The sequence below is a fragment of the Ignavibacteria bacterium genome (assembly GCA_017303675.1).
Lineage (GTDB): Bacteria > Bacteroidota > Ignavibacteria > Tepidaquicellales > OLB5 > OLB5.
Genome location: JAFLBX010000002.1, coordinates 1292016 through 1315140, shown reverse-complemented (window position 1 = coordinate 1315140; position 23125 = coordinate 1292016). Strand labels below are relative to the sequence as shown.

General features: G+C 36.6%; 15 protein-coding genes. 5 read left to right on the top strand and 10 right to left on the bottom strand.

Features of this window, described 5'->3' with window-relative positions; genetic code table 11:
• Positions 1-163: 163 nt before the first annotated feature.
• On the bottom strand, positions 164-2140 hold the full coding sequence (locus tag J0M37_15240; protein ID MBN8586444.1) for a T9SS type A sorting domain-containing protein: 1977 nt from the start codon (positions 2138-2140) through the stop codon (positions 164-166).
• Between the two features lie 211 nt (positions 2141-2351).
• Here J0M37_15240 and J0M37_15235 point away from each other — a divergent pair, with 211 nt between their 5' ends.
• From J0M37_15235 to J0M37_15220, 4 genes are read left to right on the top strand one after another with little or no spacing between them, the layout of a single operon-like run.
• Entirely contained in the window at positions 2352-4649 is a 2298-nt protein-coding gene (locus tag J0M37_15235) for a tetratricopeptide repeat protein (protein MBN8586443.1), read from the top strand.
• A gap of 33 nt (positions 4650-4682) precedes the next feature.
• A complete protein-coding gene (locus J0M37_15230) occupies positions 4683-5021 on the top strand; it encodes a histidine triad nucleotide-binding protein (protein ID MBN8586442.1) in 339 nt (112 codons plus the stop codon).
• Between the two features lie 29 nt (positions 5022-5050).
• Positions 5051-6943 carry a S9 family peptidase gene (locus J0M37_15225; GenBank protein ID MBN8586441.1) on the top strand — a complete coding sequence of 631 codons (1893 nt, stop codon included), beginning with the start codon at positions 5051-5053 and terminating at the stop codon, positions 6941-6943.
• Positions 6944-6963: 20 nt separating this feature from the next.
• Positions 6964-7314, top strand: a complete 351-nt coding sequence (locus J0M37_15220; protein ID MBN8586440.1) for a hypothetical protein — start codon at positions 6964-6966, stop codon at positions 7312-7314.
• Positions 7315-7368: 54 nt separating this feature from the next.
• Here J0M37_15220 and J0M37_15215 read toward each other — a convergent pair whose 3' ends face one another.
• Together J0M37_15215 and J0M37_15210 are read right to left on the bottom strand one after the other, a co-directional pair.
• Positions 7369-9825 (bottom strand): T9SS type A sorting domain-containing protein, encoded by a 2457-nt coding sequence (locus J0M37_15215; GenBank protein ID MBN8586439.1) that lies wholly within the window; start codon positions 9823-9825, stop codon positions 7369-7371.
• A gap of 162 nt (positions 9826-9987) precedes the next feature.
• The gene (locus tag J0M37_15210; GenBank protein ID MBN8586438.1) at positions 9988-10968 is read right to left on the bottom strand and encodes a cytochrome C; all 981 of its coding nucleotides are present in this window, start codon (positions 10966-10968) and stop codon (positions 9988-9990) included.
• 264 nt (positions 10969-11232) lie between these two features.
• Between J0M37_15210 and J0M37_15205 the strand changes: the two genes are divergently transcribed.
• Positions 11233-12699, top strand: coding sequence for a hypothetical protein (locus J0M37_15205; GenBank protein ID MBN8586437.1), 1467 nt, complete (start codon positions 11233-11235; stop codon positions 12697-12699).
• Positions 12700-12748: 49 nt separating this feature from the next.
• On the opposite strand, the gene J0M37_15200 is transcribed toward J0M37_15205, so the two are convergent.
• From J0M37_15200 to J0M37_15170, 7 genes are all read right to left on the bottom strand, one after another.
• Positions 12749-13849, bottom strand: a complete 1101-nt coding sequence (locus J0M37_15200; protein ID MBN8586436.1) for a glycosyltransferase family 4 protein — start codon at positions 13847-13849, stop codon at positions 12749-12751.
• Positions 13850-13857: 8 nt separating this feature from the next.
• Positions 13858-14577 carry a class I SAM-dependent methyltransferase gene (locus tag J0M37_15195; GenBank protein ID MBN8586435.1) on the bottom strand — a complete coding sequence of 240 codons (720 nt, stop codon included), beginning with the start codon at positions 14575-14577 and terminating at the stop codon, positions 13858-13860.
• A 15-nt stretch (positions 14578-14592) separates the two neighbouring features.
• A complete protein-coding gene (locus J0M37_15190) occupies positions 14593-16062 on the bottom strand; it encodes an oligosaccharide flippase family protein (GenBank protein ID MBN8586434.1) in 1470 nt (489 codons plus the stop codon).
• Between the two features lie 85 nt (positions 16063-16147).
• Positions 16148-17872, bottom strand: coding sequence for a VCBS repeat-containing protein (locus tag J0M37_15185; GenBank protein MBN8586433.1), 1725 nt, complete (start codon positions 17870-17872; stop codon positions 16148-16150).
• Between the two features lie 131 nt (positions 17873-18003).
• A complete protein-coding gene (locus J0M37_15180) occupies positions 18004-20601 on the bottom strand; it encodes a YfhO family protein (GenBank protein MBN8586432.1) in 2598 nt (865 codons plus the stop codon).
• 18 nt (positions 20602-20619) lie between these two features.
• Positions 20620-21981, bottom strand: coding sequence for a hypothetical protein (locus J0M37_15175; GenBank protein MBN8586431.1), 1362 nt, complete (start codon positions 21979-21981; stop codon positions 20620-20622).
• A gap of 184 nt (positions 21982-22165) precedes the next feature.
• Entirely contained in the window at positions 22166-22975 is an 810-nt protein-coding gene (locus tag J0M37_15170; protein ID MBN8586430.1) for a class I SAM-dependent methyltransferase, read from the bottom strand.
• Positions 22976-23125: the final 150 nt, after the last annotated feature.

Genomic DNA, 23125 nt, shown 5'->3' with positions numbered 1-23125 from the left:
AATTGTTCAGTGAAAAAGGGAAGATTGCAGTTCTCGTTGCAAAGCATTCTTTTTGCCGTTGTAGCCGAAGCCTTTCAGGAGTCGTTAAACTGAGACGTCCCAGCGGGACTGTACAAAAAAAGGCGCTCATTTGAGCGCCCTTTAAAAGCTAAAAATATAAGTATTACTTTATCAGTGTCATTTTCTTCACATCTGAAAATTCACCTGCTGATAATTTATAGAAGTAAATTCCGCTCGGGATATTAACAGCATTGAAATCATAAGTATAATTTCCGGCTGCAAGATTGAGGTTGTTCACAAGCGAAGCAACTTCTTTGCCGAGCAAATCATACACTTTAAGTGTAACAAATGAGCCTTTTGGCAGGCTGAATTTTATATTTGTTACAGGGTTGAACGGATTCGGATAGTTCTGCTGCAATGAATAAACCTGCGGAACTTCTGAGCCATTCTGCTGTATACCTACAAAGTTACCTACTCTTATCTGGTAAGTTCTGTTGTGTGTTCTGGGTCCGCCGGATTCTGTACCGGTAACTGTTACTGTATAAAGTCCCAGCGGTACATTAGCAGTTGATGTTGTGTTGATAAGAACTGAATCAGCAGCACCGGTAAAATTCCTTACATTACCCGGTGAAAATGTAGGTGTTAATGTTCCGGGTGATGGAGATGGTGAAATGCTGGTAGTATATGTAACGGTTCCTGAGTAAGGACCCATAACCGGGTTTCTCATTCTTACAACAGAAGTTGAACCGGCATTGATGCTATCGATTGATTTATTGAATGAAATACCAAAATCAGGCAAGTAAGCAGTGAAATCCTGTAATGTATTGTTCTGTCCGGTATAGAACGGGAAAGTAATATTCCTACCTGCAATACCCTGGTAATCACCTAAGTAATAATGATCTCCCTGGTTAACTTTTATAACCGCAGGATTAAAAGCGCTGCCGATCTTGAAATTGGTGAATGTTAAGCCGCCATCTGTAGAAACTGCGCCCCATGTTTCTGTGAGATTATTTGTAGGGTCATCATTTCTTGAATCCCACCACATAACCCAAACTCTGCCCTGTAGGTCAACACTCACATCGGGCATCCACTGATCCATAAAGCCTGTATCATCATTTACTCTTACCGGGCTTGCATTGCTCCAAGTTGCTCCTCCATCGGTTGAGCGAGTGCAGAATATATCTGCAGCATCGGGTCCGGGAGGATTGGTAGCATAAACATTATATATGTAACCTCTTCTTGAAGTTGATGACATATCTACAGCAATATGCGGCATTCCATTTACGCGGATATTTGTTTTTAAAACATATCTTCCGCCTGGTCCTATTGTACCCGGGGTTGAGTGGGTTGATGCCTGAACATTAGCTGCAAATGTTGCGCCGCCATCTGTTGATACTTTAACAACAGTACCGCCATTATACCATGCGAGGTAAACTCTTCCGCCCGGTCCTACTGCTACATCGGGTCCGGGGTTAGGTGTACCAGTTCCCATGTTGCCTACAAAGCTCCATGTAGTGCCGTTGTTTGTTGAACGGTGGAAATCTACGCTTGCGCCGGTTGAAAAATTCACATAAGCCATGTAAACATGGTTTTGGTACGGACCGCCAGTTTGGTCTGCAGCAATCCATTCTTTATCTGCATTCGCATTATTTACAATGTTACCTAAATTTGTCCAGCTAACACCTTTGTTGGTAGATTTTAAAAGTCTGATACCGCTGGAAAGCAATGCGCAGTAAAAGTTGCCTAAACTATCAGCTGCAAATACAGGGTCACCCTGATTTGAAGAAATAGAAGTACTGAGCCAGCTTACGCCACCATCTGTTGTATAATAAATAAGCGGGGTTCCTGCAAAACCTGTTACTCTGTTATCAGTAGCAACAAAGTTTAACGGATCTCTTGGATTTACGGCAATGTCTGTTTCAGCAAAACCATTACTTGAAGATACCTGGTAGTTATCAAATGCACCAACAGGTATGGTGATAAGATCAATGCCATACGGCTCAAGAGGATATACCTTAGGCATTATTACATTCGTTTTGAATTTTTTATCTGAAAAGGGAACGTTCGGATCAATTTGCCCATAGGCATTGATACAAAACGAAAAAACAATTAAAAACAATAAAATAGATTTGCTTTTCATTTGTGATTTTTTGTTATTTTTTTGGAAATATCCTGAATTATATTATTAATTATATGCAAAATCAACCATTAAATATCTATACTAAGGTAACTGATTTTATTAAAGAATAATTTCAAGTATTTTATGATATTATGAAATTTATTTAAGCCAAATAACGTTTTAAATTCAAATAATCATTGTAATTTCTATTATAAAAGCTTAATTTTAGCTGATGAAAAACCCCAATTTTCTTAAAATACCCGTTTTTTTACTTCTTTTGGCTATTTCAGCCTGTTCAACTTTCAATTATAAAACATACAAAGAAGAACCCAATAAAAATATTGATGACCCTGAGCCTAATTATGATATAACTCTTACCCCTGAATTCCAGGATTTTACCGGATTTATGTTTATCGGCAACAGGATAGAGAACTTCAGCACTTACTTTAATACATTTTTTAATGCCAACGAGAACTTTAACGATGCATACGATGATTATGCAACCCGAATACTGGCAAACTATAATGAACGGCAGGATTCAATTTTTGCCAAGCCCAGGTTATCACAGGAGTCAATTGATAAATTCAATATAGCAATCGAAAAAGCATCAAAGGTAATTCAGTATCACAAAAGCAGTGAGTATATGGACCGTTCTGTTCTGCTTATCGGTAAATCATACTTTTTCCTTGGTGATTATTTAAAAGCTGAACGAAAATTCAGTGAATTCATCTCGAGGCTTAAATCAAGCCGCTATCTTGATGAAGCGCTGCTTTACCTGGCAAAAACACAAATTAGGCTTGAGAATGAAAAACCTGCTCTTGAAAGACTGGATGCGCTGATAAAGACCTCAAAAGATAAACACGTAGTTTCTGAAAGTTACCAGTCGTTGGCTGAATACCAGCTGAATAAGAAGGATTATGAAAATTCTATAAAGAATTTCAAGAAAGCTATAGAGCTTTCAGATGACAGTGAGTTCAAAGCGCAGATGCAGTTCCTTGTTGCATCTGTTATTTCAAGAACAGATCAAAAGCTTGCTGCAAAAGAGTTTGACAAAGTATTGGATTATAATGCTTCTTATGATCTTGAATATCTTGCCCGCTTTAATACAGCTAAAAATATGATCGCTTCCGGAAATTTCAGCGGAGCATCAGATATAATTGAAGACCTGGAAATAAAATACAAAGATATCCCCGCTAACCTCGGGCAGGTGAATTTCCTTAAAGGTGTTTACTATGATGAAAAGAAAGACGGGAAGTTATCCATTACACAGTATTATTATGTTATTAAAAATTTCCCGGCAACGATTCCTTCAGCTGATGCCAGCTATAAGCTTGGCAATTATTATGAAACAAAAAATGATTACTTCAACGCATTTATGTATTACCGCTTTTCAACCGAACAAAGCAATACAGGTACTTTTTATAAAGAAGCTTTAAATAAAGCCAATATTTATAAAAGATATTTTGAACTGAGATCTGTTATAGCCGGTGAAAAGATAAATACTGAATACAATAATGAGTTTAAAAAGAAGACAACTAAAGATTTTGATAAAAACAATGACCCTAATAAGCTGCCTAACAAAGAAGGTGATAACGGAAAATCAGGCGGTGTACCCGGGTTCAATATAGCAGACAGTATTTTATCAACCGGGGATTCAATTTTTACGATCGTAGATACTTCTGCTGTCAGGGAAAAAGAAATTTCTGCAGCAAAATTTGAGCTTGCGGAATTGTTTCTTTATGATTTGAACAGGGCAGATTCCTGCGAATTCTACCTGAAGGAAGCTTTTGATGAATCAAAAGATTATGATTTCAGCGCTAAAGTTTTATTTGCTCTTTCAGCGCTATACAGAAAACAGGAGCAATATGCTAAAAGTGATGAAATATTGAACAGTATTATCAGTAATTACCCGCTTTCAGCTGTTGCTAATTCTAGCAGAAAGCTATTAAATCTTTCTGTGGTCGATCAAACAGGTAATGATGCCGGTGATTCAATTTATTCTGCTGCAGAATCAAAATTTGTAAATAAGGAATTCCGTGCCGCGCTTGATGATTTTAAAGCATTGATAAATACATTTCCTGCATCCGTTCATATTGAACGAGCATACTTAGGAGCAGGCTGGATTTGCGAAAATGTTCTGAACAGTAATGACAGTGCATATTATTTTTATTCAATGCTGGTTAAAGATAAACCAAATTCTGAAGCTGCTGCTATGGTAATGCAGAAAGTTGAAGAGTATGAAACATTCAATAATGTAAATAAAACAGATACAACAGGCTCAAATACGCAGCAGCAGGAAGTGAAAGATCCTGTAAACCAGCCGCCGGGTGAGCTTAATAATACCAGTGAACCTGAAAAAAAATCAGACGGGACAGAAAACAACAATAATATCGACCCGATGCAGCTATTAAAAGAGCTTGAAGAGGGCAATAAGGAAAAGACTAACGAACAGGATCCTTCTAATAAAAATGAAGAAAATCCTGCTCCGACTGATCCAGGGACTCAGGAAACCCCTCCACAAGGACCCTGAGTTTTAAATTAATATCATACCTGCTGAATAAATATGGAAAATTGTCTGTTTTGCAAAATCATCAGGAAGGAAATTCCTGCATCAATTATATATGAAAATGAGGATGTGATTGCATTCAATGATATCAATCCGCAAGCCCCTGTTCATATCCTTATCATACCAAAAGAACATATCAGCTCACCTTATGAGATCAATGTAAATAATTCCGCTTTATCCGGAAAGCTGATCGAAGCTGCAGCCGCAATTGCAAAAAGTAATGATCTGGAAGGTTACCGGCTGGTATTTAACTGCAATGAAATTGCAGGTCAAACTGTATTTCATATTCACGCACATTTGCTTGGAGGAAGGGTCTTAAACTGGCCGCCGGGATAAAATTATTTATGAATTTAAATTAATATGATTTGAAAATTACCTGTTACATTCTGATTTCTGTATTCTGTTTCCTGTTTTCTTTTCCTTTAAGTTCCCAGCAATATACCATTGACCAGTATCTCAGTATTCGCGGAGCAGTATCCCCGAAATATTCATTTGACGGAAGCCGGATCTATTTTAATATGAATATTACAGGTACTAACCAGCTATGGTTCGTAACTTCACCGGGCGCATGGCCAAACCAGGTAACTTTTTTTAAAGACAGAATTACCGGTTACTCGCCAAATCCCGTAAAGGACCTGATCCTGATTGAAAAAGATGAAGGCGGTTCAGAATATGACCAGTTCTTTTTATCCAATGGTGCAGGTACAGATATTAAGATGATTACCGATGGAGCTCCGAAAGTATTAAACGGTTTCGGAAGATGGTCTGATGATGGCAGTTTTTTTACTTATTTTTCAAATAAACGTTCCCCTTATTTTTATGATATTTATACTTACCAATTGGAATCAGGTTCATCGAAAATGATATGGTCAAGTGATCATTCAAACTACCCATCAGTTCTTTCATCAGATGGCAACAAACTTGTGTTTTCCCGGTCATATTCAACTTATGATAATGACCTGTTTCTTCTGGATATTGCATCTGGCAAAGAAAAACTGATATCAGTTCATGATAATTTTAAAGATCCGGCTGAATTTTACGCTGCTTCGTTCGATCATACGGGCGGCATTCTTTACTTTATTTCTAACGATAAAAGTGACTTTTTCAGAATTGGAACATATGACCTGAAAACAGAAAAGATCAGCTATCAGGAATATGAATTCTTAAAGGAGTATAAGAGCTGTGATGTATCCAGGTTGTATTTTTCGCCTGACAGAAAATTGATGCTTATAATGATAAATGACAGGGGATATGACAGGATAAGCTTGTATAATATTGAAACAAAAAGGGAAGTAACGATACCATCGGAATTAAAAAGCTCCAGCATTACAGCTATGAATTTTTCAGGTGATAACACTAAATTAATTCTCGGGATAAATTCTGCAGCAAATACCAGCATACTGTATGAATGGGAATTAAATACCGGCAAAGTTGCCCAGATAACTTATCCTTCGCTTGCGGGAATTGATCCTAAAACTTTTGTGGAACCGGAACTTATCACTTACAAATCATTTGATGGACTTGAAATATCTGCATTTATTTATAAACCTTTAAATTCAGAAAATAAAAAATTACCATGTATAATTTCTATTCATGGCGGACCCGAGGGACAGGCTAATTATGGCTTTTCAGCGGTTTTCCAGTATTATGTTAATGCTGGATATGTTGTAATTGAACCAAATGTTAGAGGCAGCACTGGTTACGGTAAGAAATTTGCCGCTTTGGATAATGTAAGGAACCGGGAGAATTCAGTTAGAGATATCGCATCGCTGGTGGAATACTTAAATAACAGAGGGGATATTGATCCCGGAAAAATTGCAGTTACAGGCGGCAGTTATGGAGGTTATATGGTTTTAGCCTGCTTAACTTTGTACCCGCATTATTTTGCTGCCGGAATTGATATAGTCGGCATTTCGAATTTTGTGACGTTCCTTAAAAATACAAGTGATTACCGCAGAAATAACAGGGAAAGTGAATACGGCAGCCTTGAAAAAGACAGTGAATTTCTCGAAAGCATATCTCCTTTGGGAAAGGTAAAAAACATAAAAGCACCGTTAATGATAATTCACGGAAGGAATGATCCCAGGGTGCCTGTAACTGAAGCGGAACAGATGCATGAAGCAATCCTGCAAAACGGGGGATACTCTGAACTGCATATATATGAAGATGAAGGCCATGGGATAGCTAAGCAAAAAAACAGGCTGGATCTATATCCTAAAATAATAAAGTTTCTGGATGATAATGTTAAAAATAAATAAATACACCGGAGAAAGCAAAAATGAATAAAAATATAAAAATTATAATAGGCGCAGTAGTGGTATTATTTATCGGTTATCTTCTATATAGTGTATATAATACCGCAAAGGATGGAACTGAATCATTCGGTAATTTTGATATTAACAGTACAGCCAATAAAAATATTAAAGTTGAGCTGCTTGTTGAAAAAGGGATAACTCCCAATCCCGGCGGCGGAGCATCATTTTATGTTAAAGATAGAGCAGGTATTATTAAAAAAGTCACTATTGAAAAAGAACTTCCTGCCGGATTTGATAAAGCTAAAACATTAACTCTTATGGGACATCTTCACGGAGATTATTTTCACGCTGCAGATATTACGATAGAATATTGACTTAAGGCAATAAAAAAGGGGGCCTTGCCCCCCTTTTTTTATGATTTGAAATAACTATTTTGTGATCATCATCTTTTTGGTTTCTGTGAAACCATTTGCAGATAATTTATAAAAATAAACTCCGCTTGAAAGCTCAGAACCATCGAACTGTACGGTATATGTGCCGGGTCTTTGATTTTCGCTGATTATTTTCTTCAATTCTCTACCTAAAATATCATATACAGCCAGATTAACAAAGCCTTCAGAGAGAATATCATATTTAATATTTGTAACAGGATTAAATGGATTCGGATAGTTTTGCTGTAATGAGTATCCTGCCGGTACCTGGTTATTATAGTTTATTATTCCTACCGGGTTATGAGTTTCCCAAACTCCCCTTCCGTGAGTTCCGATACGAAGTGTATTTGTTGCCTGGTGATAGTCAAGATGCATAGCAACTGTATTTGGCAAACCATCGGCAAGTTCTGTCCATGTTGCACCCCAGGTATCAGTAAAAAATACACCTATATCCATCGCAGCATAGTAAATGCTTGTTGAGGTTCCTGGATAGTATATCAAGGCGTCGTTTACCGGAGAATCTGGTAAATTTCCGCTGATGTTATTCCAAACTGCTCCGCCATCAGTTGTTTTGTAAATTTTACCGGCACCAAAACCTGAAAATGTTACTATTGCAACCTGTGAAGAATCAGGGTGAATATTAATACTTGTAATTGTTCTTGTTGGAAGGCCTGTGGATGAATTAACAAAGTTTATTCCGCCATTAGTTGATTTAAATACTACACCGTTCACCGTAGCATACATAATATTGGGATTGGATTTACTGATAGCCATTTCTCTGATAGTACCGCTTGTTCCGCTTGAAATAGCCGTCCAGCTGGCACCCCAGTTAGTACTTTGAAATACCTGCTGTCGTGCAGTGTAAAAAATTCCAGATGTAGTAGGGTGTGCAATAATAGGACCAACCCATGCGCCTGAACCGGTTAATCCGCTTGTAGCGTTTTGCCATCCGTTACCGCCGTTTTGTGACCGCTGAAGACCGTTATTTTGTGTTTCACCGAGTATGAATTGAGAGCTTTGTGAATGGAAACATACTTCGCCACCATCGCCACCAAATGCTGCAGTCCAGTTCACCGTTCCTAAAGTCCTTTGTGTTCCGTTATCCTGCGTACCTCCCATAACATGATTAACATTATTAGGATCAGCAGCTATTCTGTAAAATTGTGTTAAAGTCAGCCCTGCGTTTAAATTAATCCATGTAGTACCTCTGTCAGTCGATTTCCATACTCCGCCATCGTTAACAGCTATAAGTTCGTTGGAATTCAGAGGATTAAAATCCATGTTATGCTGATCAACATGTACAGACCCGCCTGAATAACCATTGGTAATATTTTCAAAATTTGTTCCGCCGTTGGTAGTCCTCCAAATATCGATAGAGCCGACATATGCGAAATTTGGATCAAAAGGATTTACCTGCATATAAAAATCATACCAGGCTTGTCCGCCATCAAAATTATGGCCTACTGAAACCTGAGTATAATTAATACCTGAGTTAGTAGATTTATATGTACTTATAGTACTTCCTGCATATGTAGCGATATAAAGAACGGAAGGGGTATTTCTGCAAATAGCCATGTGATTTCTTGTACCCATGGGGACTGATGTATTGGCAGTAAATGTTACACCACCATCAGTAGAAATTCTGTAACCCGTGATTCCGCCTACGATATAAGCACTGTTTCCGTCGGGTGAAAATACAACATCATCACACCTGCCGGATACAGATAAAGTCCAGTTTACGCCTCCATCTGTTGAGCGGTATAATCCCGATGTACCCATTGCAGCTAAAAGCTGATTGGAAAATCCGGGGCGTACTACAATTCTTGAACAATATGTTAAGCTTGGCAAACCATTAGTGTAATTTGTCCAGGTTGAACCGCCATTTGTTGATTTTAAGATACCTCTTCCGTAATAAGATGCACCGCTGTAGGTTGCTTCACCGGTTCCGTAATAAAGAATATTAGTGTTGGAAGGATCTATGCAAATTGAGCCAGAGGACATTGAAATTTCATTATCACTAATCGGAGAAAAATTATTACCGCCATTTGTAGATTTCCATACACCTCCGAATGCTGCTCCGATATAAATTATTGAAGGGTTTACAGGGTCATATTTCACAGTTGTTACTCTTCCTGAAATATTTGAATATGCAAAGTAAAACCCGGATGTTGGGCCGATATTTGTCCATGTAACAGAATTATCAAAGGCGAATCCTTGTGTACGGCGTAATTCTTGTTTTTGTTCAAATGCTTTGCCATATGCATCATCAGGCAGCTGATTAAAAGGATACATACGTTGTTCGTAAAACCATTTTTCACGGTTAAAAGATTTTTTCTTACTTGTATACTCATCTACTTTTTCATAAGGATTATTCTGAATAATAATTTCCTGAGAGTATAAATGTAAAAAATTAAAGGAGAGGATAAGAATCAGAATTTTTATGATTGAATTCATATTAAATAGTTATAATTAGTAGTTAATTTTGTAATTTAATGTTAGAATTTTAAAAATACTATGTATTATTAAAACTGAATATTAGTTGAAATAATTAGTAAATTTAGACACCTATAATAAAAAAGGGGCAAAAGCCCCTGATTTATTAATGATTTAATCTGATTATTTCAGTCCCTGAGTCGTAATTTTTTCAATTTTATTGTTCACCGGTTTTTGAGCCATCAGATATTCATATATAGCTTCAAGGTCACTATCAGTGGAAGTCTTCGCTATGAAATTCCATGCCATGGGAGAATTGTATCCGCGTGATTTTGGATCAAGCCCGGTCACATCAATGCATGATTTGAATTTAGCCATAAAAATTTCTTTAGTCATATTCCCGATCCCGGTTTGTTTATCCGGTGTTAAGTTGGATGAACGGATTATTGTACCATCAGGCATAGGGAATTCCATTCCCCCGGCGAATTCCATACCGGGCAAGATCTCTCCTTTTTCGCTGGGCGAGTGGCAAAATTTACATCCGTAGCCAAGATACTCTCCCTGCTTTATTTTGTCCAGCCCGTCTGGACGCTTGCCGTATTCCGTAACATCAGCAGGAATAGTTCTGAATATCAGGTTAACCGGAAATTTCAAATCTTTTTCAGGAACTTTATTTTTTATAGCCGGCAGTGTCTTGATGTAAGCTATTATCGAATAAAGGTCTTCTTTATCCATTTTGCTGAACAGCGCATATGGCATCATTGGAGCAAGAAATTTACCGTCTTTATTTACACCGGAAGTAATAGCACGGAATATTTCACCATCTGTCCAGTTTCCTAAACCTGTTTCTTTATCACTTGTTATGTTTGAAGCCGGAACGAATCCTGCTCCTTCACCGTAATCATCGCCGCCTTTACCTTCAGTCCCGGGCACTACCGGCATACTGAATTTATTGATATCACGTGTGCTGTGGCAATCGATACAGAAAGCATAGCTGTTGGCAAGATACTTGCCGCGTTCAAGCCTTTCAGGTGTAGGCTCAATTTTTAAATCAGGTGCCGCACTCACCTTGGGAAACGCTGCCTGAAGATAAATGTATCCGCCTGCCGCAAATACAATTATAACTATGAGCAAAATGCCCAGAATTTTAAATAATTTTTTCATTGTTTACCTCCTTTAGGTAATAGTTAAATTTATGATTTTTCTTATTTTTATTCAAGACTTTTATCACACTTCATGATGACTTATATCTTTTTTTGATTGTTTTGTAAATATATTTTTTAATTAATAGTAATTGAAAGAAAAATTCAAAGTTTTGTGAGGGAAATTTTTAAAATTTTTCATTATTGTAAAGATTTACTATCGAATATAGTATGAATTTATTTGAAAATATTATGTATTTTGTGAGGAAATAATTATTAGAATTATATGCATAATTCCAAATTAATCAGAATATTACAGGCTTTTTCACCTGAAGAGATAAAGGATTTCAGGAAATTTATTGACTCAAGCTTTTTTAACAAAGAAGGTGCGTATATTGTGAGGGTTTTTGACGAACTGAAAAAATACTATCCACAATTTGAAAATGAAGCTATAGCCAAAGAAAAGCTTTTTAAAAAAATATATAAAGATAAACCCTACAGCGATGCGCTGATGCGCAAAGCAGGTTCTGCTTTGATAAAGCTTACCGAAGAATACCTGAGGTTCAGGGCATTTAAAGCATCTGAAACTGAGTGCGAACTGCATTACCTTCGAGTTATAAGAGAGAAACGTATTGAAAAATTATTTGAAACAGGCTCTGCAGCGCTGGAAGAAAAATTAAATGTTACAGAAGGCTCAGTTGACAGCGAGTATTTCAGAAACAGGTACAGGCTTGAGCTTGAAAAAATAAATTATTTTCTGGATTACAGTAACTTAATTAACAAGCAGCAGGAATCGATGCAAAGCGTTCAGCGTTATCTGGTTTATGATTCGTTGGTAAACCTGCTTGATATTGCCTTTAATATCCTTGTTGGAATTACAACTATGTACAGCGGTAAAAGCAATCTAGTGCTGCAATTGCTTGAGAGGATTAACCTGGAATCCGCAGGGAAAATGCTGATGGAAAATGATCCTGAGCTTTACCCGGTATTTGATCTTTTCCATAAAAGATACCTTGGGTTTAAGAATTTTGATGATGATAACTATTATTTTGAATATAAAAAAATAGCGCTGGAAAACATGAAATACCTTACATGGGAAAATCAGTTCACAATTTTTATCAGCCTGCAGAATATCTGTACAAGGAAATTTGTTGAAGGGAAAAGGTACTTTAAAACAGAACTGCACGAAGTACATAAAGAAATGCTTGAAAGAGGTTTGTATGTTCAGAAAAAAGGGGATTTTATGAATTTGCAGACATACCGTAATATAGTATTAACATCAAGCAACCTGCAGAAAAACGACTGGATAACTGAATTTATGACAGGTTACATACAGAAAATTCTTCCTGAACAGCGTGAATCATTGGAAGCGTGGACAAAAGCACTGGTAATGTATAATACCGGAAGGTTTGATGCTGCGTTAAAAGAGCTGCAATCGGTAAAAAATGATCATTACCTTACCAAGCATGAAATTAAGGCTATGACAATGAAAATGTTTTATGAGCTGGATGATTTTGAAGCTGGAATTTCATTTGCAGAAAGCTACAGGAAAATGGTGCAGAATGATAAAACATATGCGGATATACACCGAACCTCATATACTAATTTTTCTATACTTTTTTTAAAGCTGATAAAAATTAAAGCTGATAAAAATTACAGTGAAGCGGAATTCCTTAAGCTGGAAATTGAAAAAACCGTAACAAACTCTAAAGAATGGCTGGTAGAAAAGGTAAATGAATTAATAAAAAGATAGTTTATAAATCTGATGAATGCTAATTTGAATGTAACCTTTCCTAAAATTATTAATTAATTAAATTTTTTATAAGATTTAAAATTTCCATTTCACGTTTTTTTAAAGGAAATAAATTTTTGATATGTTCTCTTGCATTAATACCAAATTCGTCCGGCATGTTCATTGAGTTAACAATTGCCGTTTTAACATCTTCAGTATCCCTTTTGTTAATTGTCAGTCCATAATTATCTATAATTTTAGGTATACCATTTACATTTGAACCAATAGGAATGCATTCACAGAGCATAGCTTCGCATATTGTGCTGGGCATCCCTTCAAACATAGAAAACTGAGCATACACTTTAGCTTTTGAGTATTCTTCAACAAGCTTTTCGTAAGGTACAATCCCAAGCAGCTTAACGTTTGGAGAAACTGATCCTGTGTATTTGTCTAATTGTTCATTATTGAAACCTATCAAGACGAAATTTATATCAGGCAATTCTTTGGCTGCTTTTATTAGCAGATCAAACCCCTTTCGTCTGAATTCATCATCATTCACAATCAAACCTGCGCTTACAACTGATCTTTCTTTGCTAAGATTCGCTGATTTTTTGAAAAATTCTGAATCATACCCAAGGTACATTGTAAGGAATTCAGTTTTTATGCCGGGAATGAAATTTTTGATTCCATCTTTTACCGGAGATTTCCCCGGAATATCTGAATATATATAATTATTGATATGTTCTATAAGTGTTTCATCAACAGGCAGGATATAAGTGCAGTTTTTAAGGCTGAAACGTACGCAGAACGCTCTAACTGATTTTGAGACGGAAGCATTTGTAAAAACACCCATATTGATCTCAGGAATATAAGTAGCCTCATAACCTCCGGCACAGATTATGGACTTTTTACCGGTCAATTTTGCAAATAATACAGGGTAGAATGATAGATAATCCGCGAACCAGATATAGACAAGATCGAATTTCCAAATATTAAAAAGAAGGTAAAAAAACTGGTGAAACAGTGAAAATATAATTAGCGCATTACGCCTGCTTTTAAAATTCAGAAGCTTAACATTGTAGTTTTCGGAAAGTATTTCCAGGTCGTTGGTAATAAATTTTGGATTCTGGTAAAGGTTTTTTATGAATAATATTTTCTTTTTATCCTTCATTCAGGGCTTTATTTTTTCTTCGCAATAAAAAGAAAAATTGCAGAATCACGTTTTTTTACTCTTGCCGGCGTTACTGCATCTTCGATCATCATTTTGATCTGATAAAAGAAAGCTACAGGCGCAAGAATTATTCTGCCGGCAGTTCCAATCATATTTGCAAATGAATCAAAAAAGCTGAGCCTTAATTGTGATGTTACTGCAAGCTGTCCCAAAATAGGCTTATATTCTAAGACCTCAAAACCGCTGCGCTCAATTAAATACTGCAGCCCCATACAGGTCCAGCGGTTATAATCAAATGGTGATGCGTGGAATTGCCAGGTACCGTGCGTTGAAAGCAGCAGAATTCCGCCGGGTTTAAGTACACGTAAACATTCACCCATATATTGCTCAACATCCTGAACGTGTTCTAAAACCTGTGATGAGAGCACGAAATCAAAGCTTTTATCATCAAACTTAAGCTTTTCACCAGGTACAATTGAAAAATCAGCTTTTGGATTATTGCCTACATCTACACCAATATATTCAGAAATATGACCTTCAAATAAATATTGATATGGCTTTGCACCGCAGCCATAATCCAGAATCCTGTATTTTTCTCCCTGTTTAAGCAACCGGGGTATTGTGTTTTCATAAGCCTTACGGGTGAGTACACTTACGTAGTGGTATGAATCCCACAACGGAGGAGCTATTACCCGGGTCACATCTTTCGGTAATCCTTTGTATCCCATGTTAAAAAATTGTAGTTAGAATTTTACTCGGAACAGATATTTATTGATAAAGCCTTTAAACGATTTAATTTCAATGGGTTCATAGAATCTGAATATATAGAGTATAAACGGATATAAAATAACAGCAATAGCTTTAAGAGCTATTTCTAAGACCCTGTTATCGAAAGAAAAATAAAAAAATGGCGCTGCTAAAGCAGCATAACATAAAAGCATTAATACGATCTTATACCACTCATACTCAAAAAAATAATTTCTTTTTGAAAAGTAATAAATTATTAGGCACAATATAAAGAAACTCCCTAAATTTACAAAACATGCTCCATATATACCAAATATAGGAATAAAAATGAAATTACATATCACATTAACAACTAACGCTGTAACATAACTAATAAAAACATATTTGGTTTTTTTGGTAACATAAAAGCTGAAAACACCTACAAAATGAATCCCGTAGAACGGCATAGCAAGGATTATCCAAGGTACATATTGAGATGCTATCCAGTAATCTGTTTTCATAGTAAAGATCTTGATCAAATGCGGAGTGAAAAGCGCAATTATAAGTGATATGTATATAACCGCAAGAAATAAATATGTGATGGTTTTGGTATAAAAACGTTTCGCATTTTCATCTTTCAGCTTTTTCCATGAAAGTACTGTAAATGCCAGTGAAAATGGCGAAACAACCAGGAAATTTATCAAACCCGAAATATTATAAGCCAATCCGTAAATGCCTACATCATTGAGTCCTTTTAAATATCCTAATATGTACCTGTCTGCCTGGTTAAGCAGGGTAATAACTAGACTGGCAATCATGATTGGGAAGGAATATTTTAAAAGTTCAGACAAAAGGGTTCTTTCAAAACCAATTTTAATATGCCTTATAAAGTAGGGGAGCAATATTATAATTACAATTGCTGGAGCTGCTATTTTTGCAATAAAAACTCCCTCTAGTTTGATCAAGGTATACTGAAGGAAATATACCTGCAGTACAAGAGAAATTAAAGTAGAAAGTACCGCCAGAGCAGAATAAAGCTTAGCTTTTTCTTCAATTCTCAGCAGTAGAAAAATTATAAAAGAAAAAGATTCAACAGCTGCTATCATTGCAGCATATATAACAAATTTTGTGAGACCGGTATTTTCATAAACCAAACCGGAAAGCTGAGGAGAAAAAAGATAAATAGCTGCAAACAAAACAGCATTGAAAACAAGGAGGAACAAGGCAGTTGAAAACAGAAATCTTTTTCTCTTGATCTCATCTGTAATTTCAAGATACCACCTTACTACCCCGGATTCAAACCCGAAAAGAAAAACTGCCCATAATATCTGCCAAAGACTTTCTGTGAGAACATAGACTCCATATTCCTGTACACTGAAATTCAAAGTTAATAAAGGAAGCAGGATAAATGCGATCAGCTTGGTAGAAATACGGCTGAGACCGTATACAGCAGACTGGCTAATTGTATTTTTAATATCTTTTAACAATCTGCAAAAATATCAACTTAATTGCTTTTATAAAATGAAAAAGGCAGGATTATTATCCTGCCTTTTAACTGACTTATTGTAGTCTTTACTTAACTAATATCATTTTTTTAGTGTCAGTAAAACCATCTGCCTCTATCTTGTAGAAATACACACCGCTTGGCAGCCTTGAAGCGTTGTAGCTTACTGAATATTTGCCAGGTGACTGAACACCATTAACCAGTACATCAACTTCTTTACCGGATATATCGAACAATGTAACTTTAACTTCACCGCCGGTTACAATTGAATAATTTATGTTAGTAACAGGATTGAACGGGTTCGGGTAGTTTTGTTCAAGTGAGTAAACAGCCGGTACCTCGCTGCTGATTTGCTGAACCGGAACTACACCAAAAAAATCAATTTCCTGGTTTAAAGGCACGTTTGTCATTATTTCAGTTGTGCCGTCATGCCAGTCAACAATTACTGAATCAGCCGCTATAACAGGGTTATCTGCCAAAAATCCCAATCCAAAATGGACCCAAGGCATATCCTGTGAACTGCATCCGTTTCCGCCGGATACTTCTCTTATAGCAATGTAACTGCCGATCCTTATCTTAACCCTGGTGCCGATACCGCCACCCCAGAATTTTAACATTAAATACCAATTAGATGCTCCTGTATTTTTGAATAAGAAATCATTTTCACCCTGTGAACCGTTGCCTTGATTTACAACGAAGAGATCAAGCTTACCGTCGTTGTTATAATCTCCCCAGGCGGAACCCACACTTGAACTGTTATCGGTTGAAACAGCTTCGCTGTTCATCCTTGTGAAATTATCATTTCCGTCATTTCTATATAAAGCGTTTTTTTGTCCGTAATTATTTGCCACAAACATATCTAAGTCTCCATCGTTATCATAGTCGCCCCAGTTACACCCAAAACTGTTATCCTCATCATTAGCTATTGCGCCTGATGTTATCTTGGTGAAAGTACCATTCTTGTTATTCTTATACAGGAAATTCTTTCCGCTGTTGGCTACAAAAAGATCAAGCCATCCATCGTTGTTGTAATCTCCCCATGCGCAGCCTGAACCATATCCACCTGAAGTTACAACAGACCCGGTTGTGATTTTTGTGAACGTACCGTTTTTGTTGTTAAGGTATAGATCATCATTCTGGAAATCTCCGTTTGCCACAAATAGATCAGGGTATTTATCGTTATTATAATCTCCCCAAACTGCTCTCCTGTGTAGTCCGTTATCTGTTACAATTGGACCCGTAGTTACCTGTAGAAAATCGCCGTTCGGCAAACCTTTGTAAAGCAAATTTGTTCCGTGCTGCACGCTTAAGATATCAAGGTAACCATCTTTATTATAGTCAGTCCAGTTTACACCGCCGCTATGACCATTGACGAGTGGAACGCAGTTTGTTATTCTTGTAAAATTTCCGCCGCCCATGTTTTTATAAAGCAAATCTGGCTGATTTAAACCTGTAGCAATGTAAAGATCCATTCTGCCATCGTAATTGTAGTCACCCCAGGCACAAGCTAATGTTTGGTTCAGGCTGTTTGTCATTATAGTGTTATCGCTTGCAAGCTGGAAATTTCCGTTGCCTGTATTTTTATATAACTGAGGGAAAGTTGATGAGCCGAAATCATTGTATGATGTTACTATCAGGTCCAGCTTGCCGTCATTATTATAGTCACCCCAGGCGCAGCCTGAACCGTAACCATTTTCTGTAACAAGAGGCTGATTGGTTATTTTCTGGAACATCTGTGAGAAGCTTGTTAATGTAATTCCTATCATTAACAAAAAAAGAATGGACTTTTTCATAACATTGATTAAGAATTGTTTACGAAAAGATGCAGTGATAAATTTTGTAATTACAATATATATAATAAAAAAAGATTAGTCAATGTTAAATTGACTAATCTTTAGTATGTAAAAGATACTACTTATAAATATCAGCTTTTATCTGCTTTTTCTTCTGTTTCCTGCTGTTTTTTGCGGCGGAAATACATACCCCCGATGGCTATACCGAAAATTGCGGCAAGCAGAATATTTGTTCCCATGGAAATATTTTTACCGGTGTAATATGTTTCAGGCTCAAATTTAAATTCTATTTTATGTTTGCCTTTGGGAACAACAACTCCGCGGAAAAGATAATTTGTTTTTAGAATTTCCGCAGGCTGCCCGTCAATATAAACTTTCCAGTCAGGATAGTAGACTTCACTTACAAATAGCAGGTTATTGCCTGATGTTTCTGCATCTATAGTTACTTTATGAATATCATAACCTGTTATGTTAGCAGAAGCTGTTGAATCAGCCGGATCAATTTTAATACCCGGGTCCTTTTCAAGAAATGCTGTTTCCTGCGGATTAACAGTTCCGGTTTTAATACTGTTCAGTATATCTATTCCTGAAGCTGTTTTAGTTCCTTTAACAAAAAAAGCTTTCGGGTAGTAATTATTGTTCTTAAGAATATATTTACTGCCTTTAAAAACCGTAGTGAACATGCTGTCATTATACGGCTGGTCTGTGATAATATACTTGGTGCTCATTAAACGCCATGCTGCGGGATTTGTCATGCCAACAACATCATCCATATCCTGGTAAATTCGCAGTTTCGCACCCTGGTAACCGTAATTGTTCTGTAAACGCCAGTATGCAAGTGTATTTTCACGAACCGGCTGGCCCTTTTCAAGATGAAGCACACGGAAAGAGTTCAGGTCTTTTTCGTTTTTTAAGATCCAGTCAACGTAATCAGGCGTTTTAAAATACGATTCAATATCCGTTTTATTATCCCAGTGGAGGGTTTTAAAATCAATATGCCACAGGTCAATAACAGTAATAAGTATTATTGAAAGTAAAAACACCTGGTACTTGATATTACCCTTAACAAAAAGATAGATCATACCAAATGATGCCAGTAAAAGTACACCCACAATAAGAAGCTCTGATTTTACATTATCATAAGCTATCTGGGATATCTGCCCTACGTACTGCTGAATCTGCTGCGGTGAAGCTCCCTGCTGAGTCAGCTTCTGGACCAGCGGACCGGATGAAACCTGTGAAGTGTAATAATCCTGGAAACCAATTAAAGAAAGCAATACCGGAAGCGCAAGTATTGGGAAAATGAACTTTGCTGAATTCAAAAATCCCGCCGTTTGAGCCTTATCTCGTGTTATTTCAATTATTGATTTTATCCCAAAACCTGCAAGTATAACAAACGCTACATTGATAAGGATATGTATCATCACCGGAGCCCGGAAACTTGAGAAGTAGGGGAGGTTGTAAAATAAAATATCATACAGTAAAGGCCATGTTCTTCCGAATGATAATAATAATGATAAAAATGAAATTACAACCATAGCCTGAACTAGTGCGCTTTTTTTGAAATTATAGTAAATCCCGATAAACGCTAGCAGTATAGTTATAATACCAAAGTACATTGGTGAGGTAGTGAACGGCATTTGTCCCCAATATGTATTTGCCCGCTGACCTTTTACTTCAACATCACCAAATCCAACCCAGTACGGTACGAAGAATGTCATAACTTCTACAGGTGAAAATGACCAGTTGGTAGAATATTCATAATCAGCTGCTCCTGATACCTTCTGCTCACCCGGTGCCTGGGTAATTGGGGGAACTCCTCGGATGGAATATTTATTGTATTCACGGCTTGACATATAAGAATCAGCATACATCATTGCGCTTAAGCCAACCCCAACAATAAATATTGCCAGCAATATAAGCGCAGGCTTGAAATCGATCTTTTTAACCAGGTTAAATATTAGCCTGTATACCATATAAATACCGATGCCTGAGAAGAAATAAAACAGCATCTGCACATGGTTAGAGCTCATTTGTACGTGAATGAAAAAAACAAGTACGCCAAAGTAGAGAAGAATCTTAAAAATATTTTCCTTCACTTTGCCTTCGGCAATCATATCATACAGCTTTTCAAGCATCAGCAGAACTGCGGGAAACATCATAACAGCTATCATTTTACTGTTATGCCCCACTATTATCATTTGAATAATCGGTGTAATAAACACTGCTGCTATAGCAGCGTATAATGCGATCAGTTTATCTTTGAATTTGTAATCAATTAAGAAATAGAAAGAAAATGCGAATATAATGTAGAAAAGAACAATCGCCCAAACGTCATTTCCTGAAAACAGCATATAAACTGCATCTCGGGCGTAAACCCACACTGCGTGTGAAAGATCGTAAGTTCTTTCAAGATGCGGCACTAAAGCTGCAAAGCTTGGCATACCGTTAAAAATATAAGGTACCCATAACGGGAATTCACCTTTAGCCTTTGCATCATCAAGGAATGTTTTAAAGCTGCCTGAGGCTACATTATCAGCGGATGAAAATACTTTCCCGCCAAACAATCCCGCATTAAAGAATACAAGTATTAAAATTAAAATTACCGCCAGAAAAACAGGAGTCTGCCACTTTGCCGGAATAAAATCAATTGTGTAGCTTCTTTGTGTTTCCTTTTTTAATGGGTTATTTTTTGATTGAGTTTTTGCAGTACTTTTTTGTTGTGCCATTTATGTTTTAAGTAATTCTTATTTACTGATTTTCAGTTGTTTATCAAATATTTCTGCTAATTTCTTTGTCAGCAGTTTTCTTTCGTATGCTTCTATAGCTTTTTTATCTGAAGTTGGTAAAATTGCGGTATTATTTTCAAAAAAACCATTGTATAATTTCAGGTAATTTTCTTTCAGAACTTCCGGCTGATGATGCGGATTGATAATACCTGCTTTAGTTTCTATTAGCAGATCTTTGGCTTCGCCATCACCTGTAATTGCAAATACCGGTTTACCTGTGAGTGCACTTGCGCCAAGGTATTCAAACACCTTGCCGCTTAATATCATTTTGGAATATTTATCCTCATCAATAAGCAGCAGCATAGCGTCTGCTTTCATTAAATATTCAATACTAACGGAATGCGGAACGTAAGATATAATCTCAATCGTATCCTTTAAAGTTGAGCTGTTTATGTAGTCAGAAATATCGCTTCCAAGCCTGCCAACAAAGATGAATTTGATCTTATCTTTATCAATACTGCCGGCTTTAACCAGCTCTGAAATTGTATCGAGCAGGTAATAAGGATTACGTTTGCCGTACATTGAGCCTGTGTAAACCATTGTGAACTTTTCATTCTTAATGCTGCTTGCGGCAGTATGTTTGTAGTCATCAGAATCAAATCCGTTTCTAAGCAGAACAAAATCAGTTTTTGCTGAAACTTCAGGATATTTCCTTTCAAAATCATCCTTCATACCCGAGGCAACAATAGTAACAGTATCGGCTTTATCAAGCGTAGTCCGTTCATATTTCCTGTCAATTTTTTTAGGCAGGAACCATCTGTTTGGTGTAGTCAGGTAATCAGTCCATGCATCCCTGAAATCAGATACCCACGGCACAGGAGTGCCGTATTTTTTTTCAGCATATTTTTTAAGCTCCATTGCTATTAAAGCACAGGTATAGGGCGGTGATGATGAAAATATTATATCCGGCTTTTGTTCATCAATTATTTTTTTACCTTCTTTTACGGCATGTTTTTTCCATCCTATCCTTGCATCTGGAATAAAAAAAGTCGCTCTGATGAACTCAGCTATTTTGTCACTCAATTTAGACTTTGTTCCGCCATCGATATTATTCACATCAACAGCGGTATTTTTTGATTTTCCAGTAAGCTTTCTGTAAAGGTCATACGGCTCGAATATATCAGTCCGGTGAACATCAACATCATCAGGTACTTCATTTAACAGTGATTCATCCCTGGCAGGAAAATCACCATCCTTTACGGTAAGTACTACCGGCTTCCAGCCGAATTCAGGCAGGTACTTAACGAATTTAAGCACACGCTGCACTCCGGGTCCCCCGGATGGCGGAAAGTAATATGATATGATTAAGACCTTCTTCAAATGATTAGTTCGCTACTTCCGGAATGAGGAAAATTAGGTTCAATTGTTGTTTGCTGTTTAAATGCCAAATTCCAAAGCTCAAATGTCAATGGGGATAATTTGTATTTTCATTTTTTTTGGCATTTGGATTTTGACATTTGACATTGGATAAGTAAGCTGCTGGATTTCAGTTGTTCACCGGTTTCTATACTTTTTTGCCGACTACAAGCACACCTGTTCCTTCGGGTTTATTTTTATCGTTTACATCAAGCCACATAAAAAGGAGGGTCCACCAAATTGTTAATGAATAATATAATGGAAGTATTATAAAGAAAAGCTGTGATTTATTAAGCATTAACATAGGGTACTTTATACCAAGCTTCCAGTAAAGATTTCCCCATTTACCATAAGTGTATTCAAAGCTTTCAATTTTAAATCCTGCGCCTTCAAGCTTGCTGCAGATATCTTCCTTTGAATATCCAAGCCTGACATGTTCACCAATAAAGCTGTCATCATCTTCATGCTCAGCATCGCTGCCGCCAATATTACTAGGAGTATTTATCATAACCCTGCCGCCCTGTTTTAAGGCTGCGTAAAATCTTTTAAATACTCCTATATCATCTTCGATATGCTCCATTACATCAACTGAAAGCACAAAATCAAACCTGTTCTTAAATTCTATCTGAGTCAGGTCAGCATATTCAAATTCCGTATTTTTGATACCGCACTTTTCAAAAAAATATTTGCAGTCTTCAAGGTAATCTACCTTAACATCAACTGCCAGCATTTTCATGTTTGGGAATTTTTTAGCCATAAAATATGAATACTGCCCGAAACCGCAGCCAGCATCCAGAATATCATCAGGTGCCCTTTTACCGTAAAGCTCTTTGATTTTCCGTTTAACATACCATTCCCTAAGGAACATTAATCCAAGAATCTTATAAAAAATTTTCCTTAAAAACGGCGATCTTTTTACAATTCCGCCAATTTTATCTTTAATCGGGTCGTAGTGCAAATTATTAATTTTAATTGAATAATTGCGCAAAATATCTAATATAGTGTATAGTTACAATGGAAAATTGACATACCAACCATGATCGTAAAAATTACCAGCAGTTGTAATTATATAATATAGATTATTAATTCAAATTGATTTATTTTAGCG

Bases quoted from the DNA above. Each gene is read 5' to 3' on its own strand.
- J0M37_15205 (MBN8586437.1), top strand. From the start codon at position 11,233: ATGCATAATTCCAAATTAATCAGAATATTACAGGCTTTTTCACCTGAA.
- J0M37_15200 (MBN8586436.1), bottom strand. From the start codon at position 13,849: ATGAAGGATAAAAAGAAAATATTATTCATAAAAAACCTTTACCAGAAT.
- J0M37_15195 (MBN8586435.1), bottom strand. From the start codon at position 14,577: ATGGGATACAAAGGATTACCGAAAGATGTGACCCGGGTAATAGCTCCT.
- J0M37_15180 (MBN8586432.1), bottom strand. From the start codon at position 20,601: ATGGCACAACAAAAAAGTACTGCAAAAACTCAATCAAAAAATAACCCA.
- J0M37_15240 (MBN8586444.1), bottom strand. From the start codon at position 2,140: ATGAAAAGCAAATCTATTTTATTGTTTTTAATTGTTTTTTCGTTTTGT.
- J0M37_15210 (MBN8586438.1), bottom strand. From the start codon at position 10,968: ATGAAAAAATTATTTAAAATTCTGGGCATTTTGCTCATAGTTATAATT.
- J0M37_15185 (MBN8586433.1), bottom strand. From the start codon at position 17,872: ATGAAAAAGTCCATTCTTTTTTTGTTAATGATAGGAATTACATTAACA.
- J0M37_15220 (MBN8586440.1), top strand. From the start codon at position 6,964: ATGAATAAAAATATAAAAATTATAATAGGCGCAGTAGTGGTATTATTT.
- J0M37_15230 (MBN8586442.1), top strand. From the start codon at position 4,683: ATGGAAAATTGTCTGTTTTGCAAAATCATCAGGAAGGAAATTCCTGCA.
- J0M37_15235 (MBN8586443.1), top strand. From the start codon at position 2,352: ATGAAAAACCCCAATTTTCTTAAAATACCCGTTTTTTTACTTCTTTTG.
- J0M37_15215 (MBN8586439.1), bottom strand. From the start codon at position 9,825: ATGAATTCAATCATAAAAATTCTGATTCTTATCCTCTCCTTTAATTTT.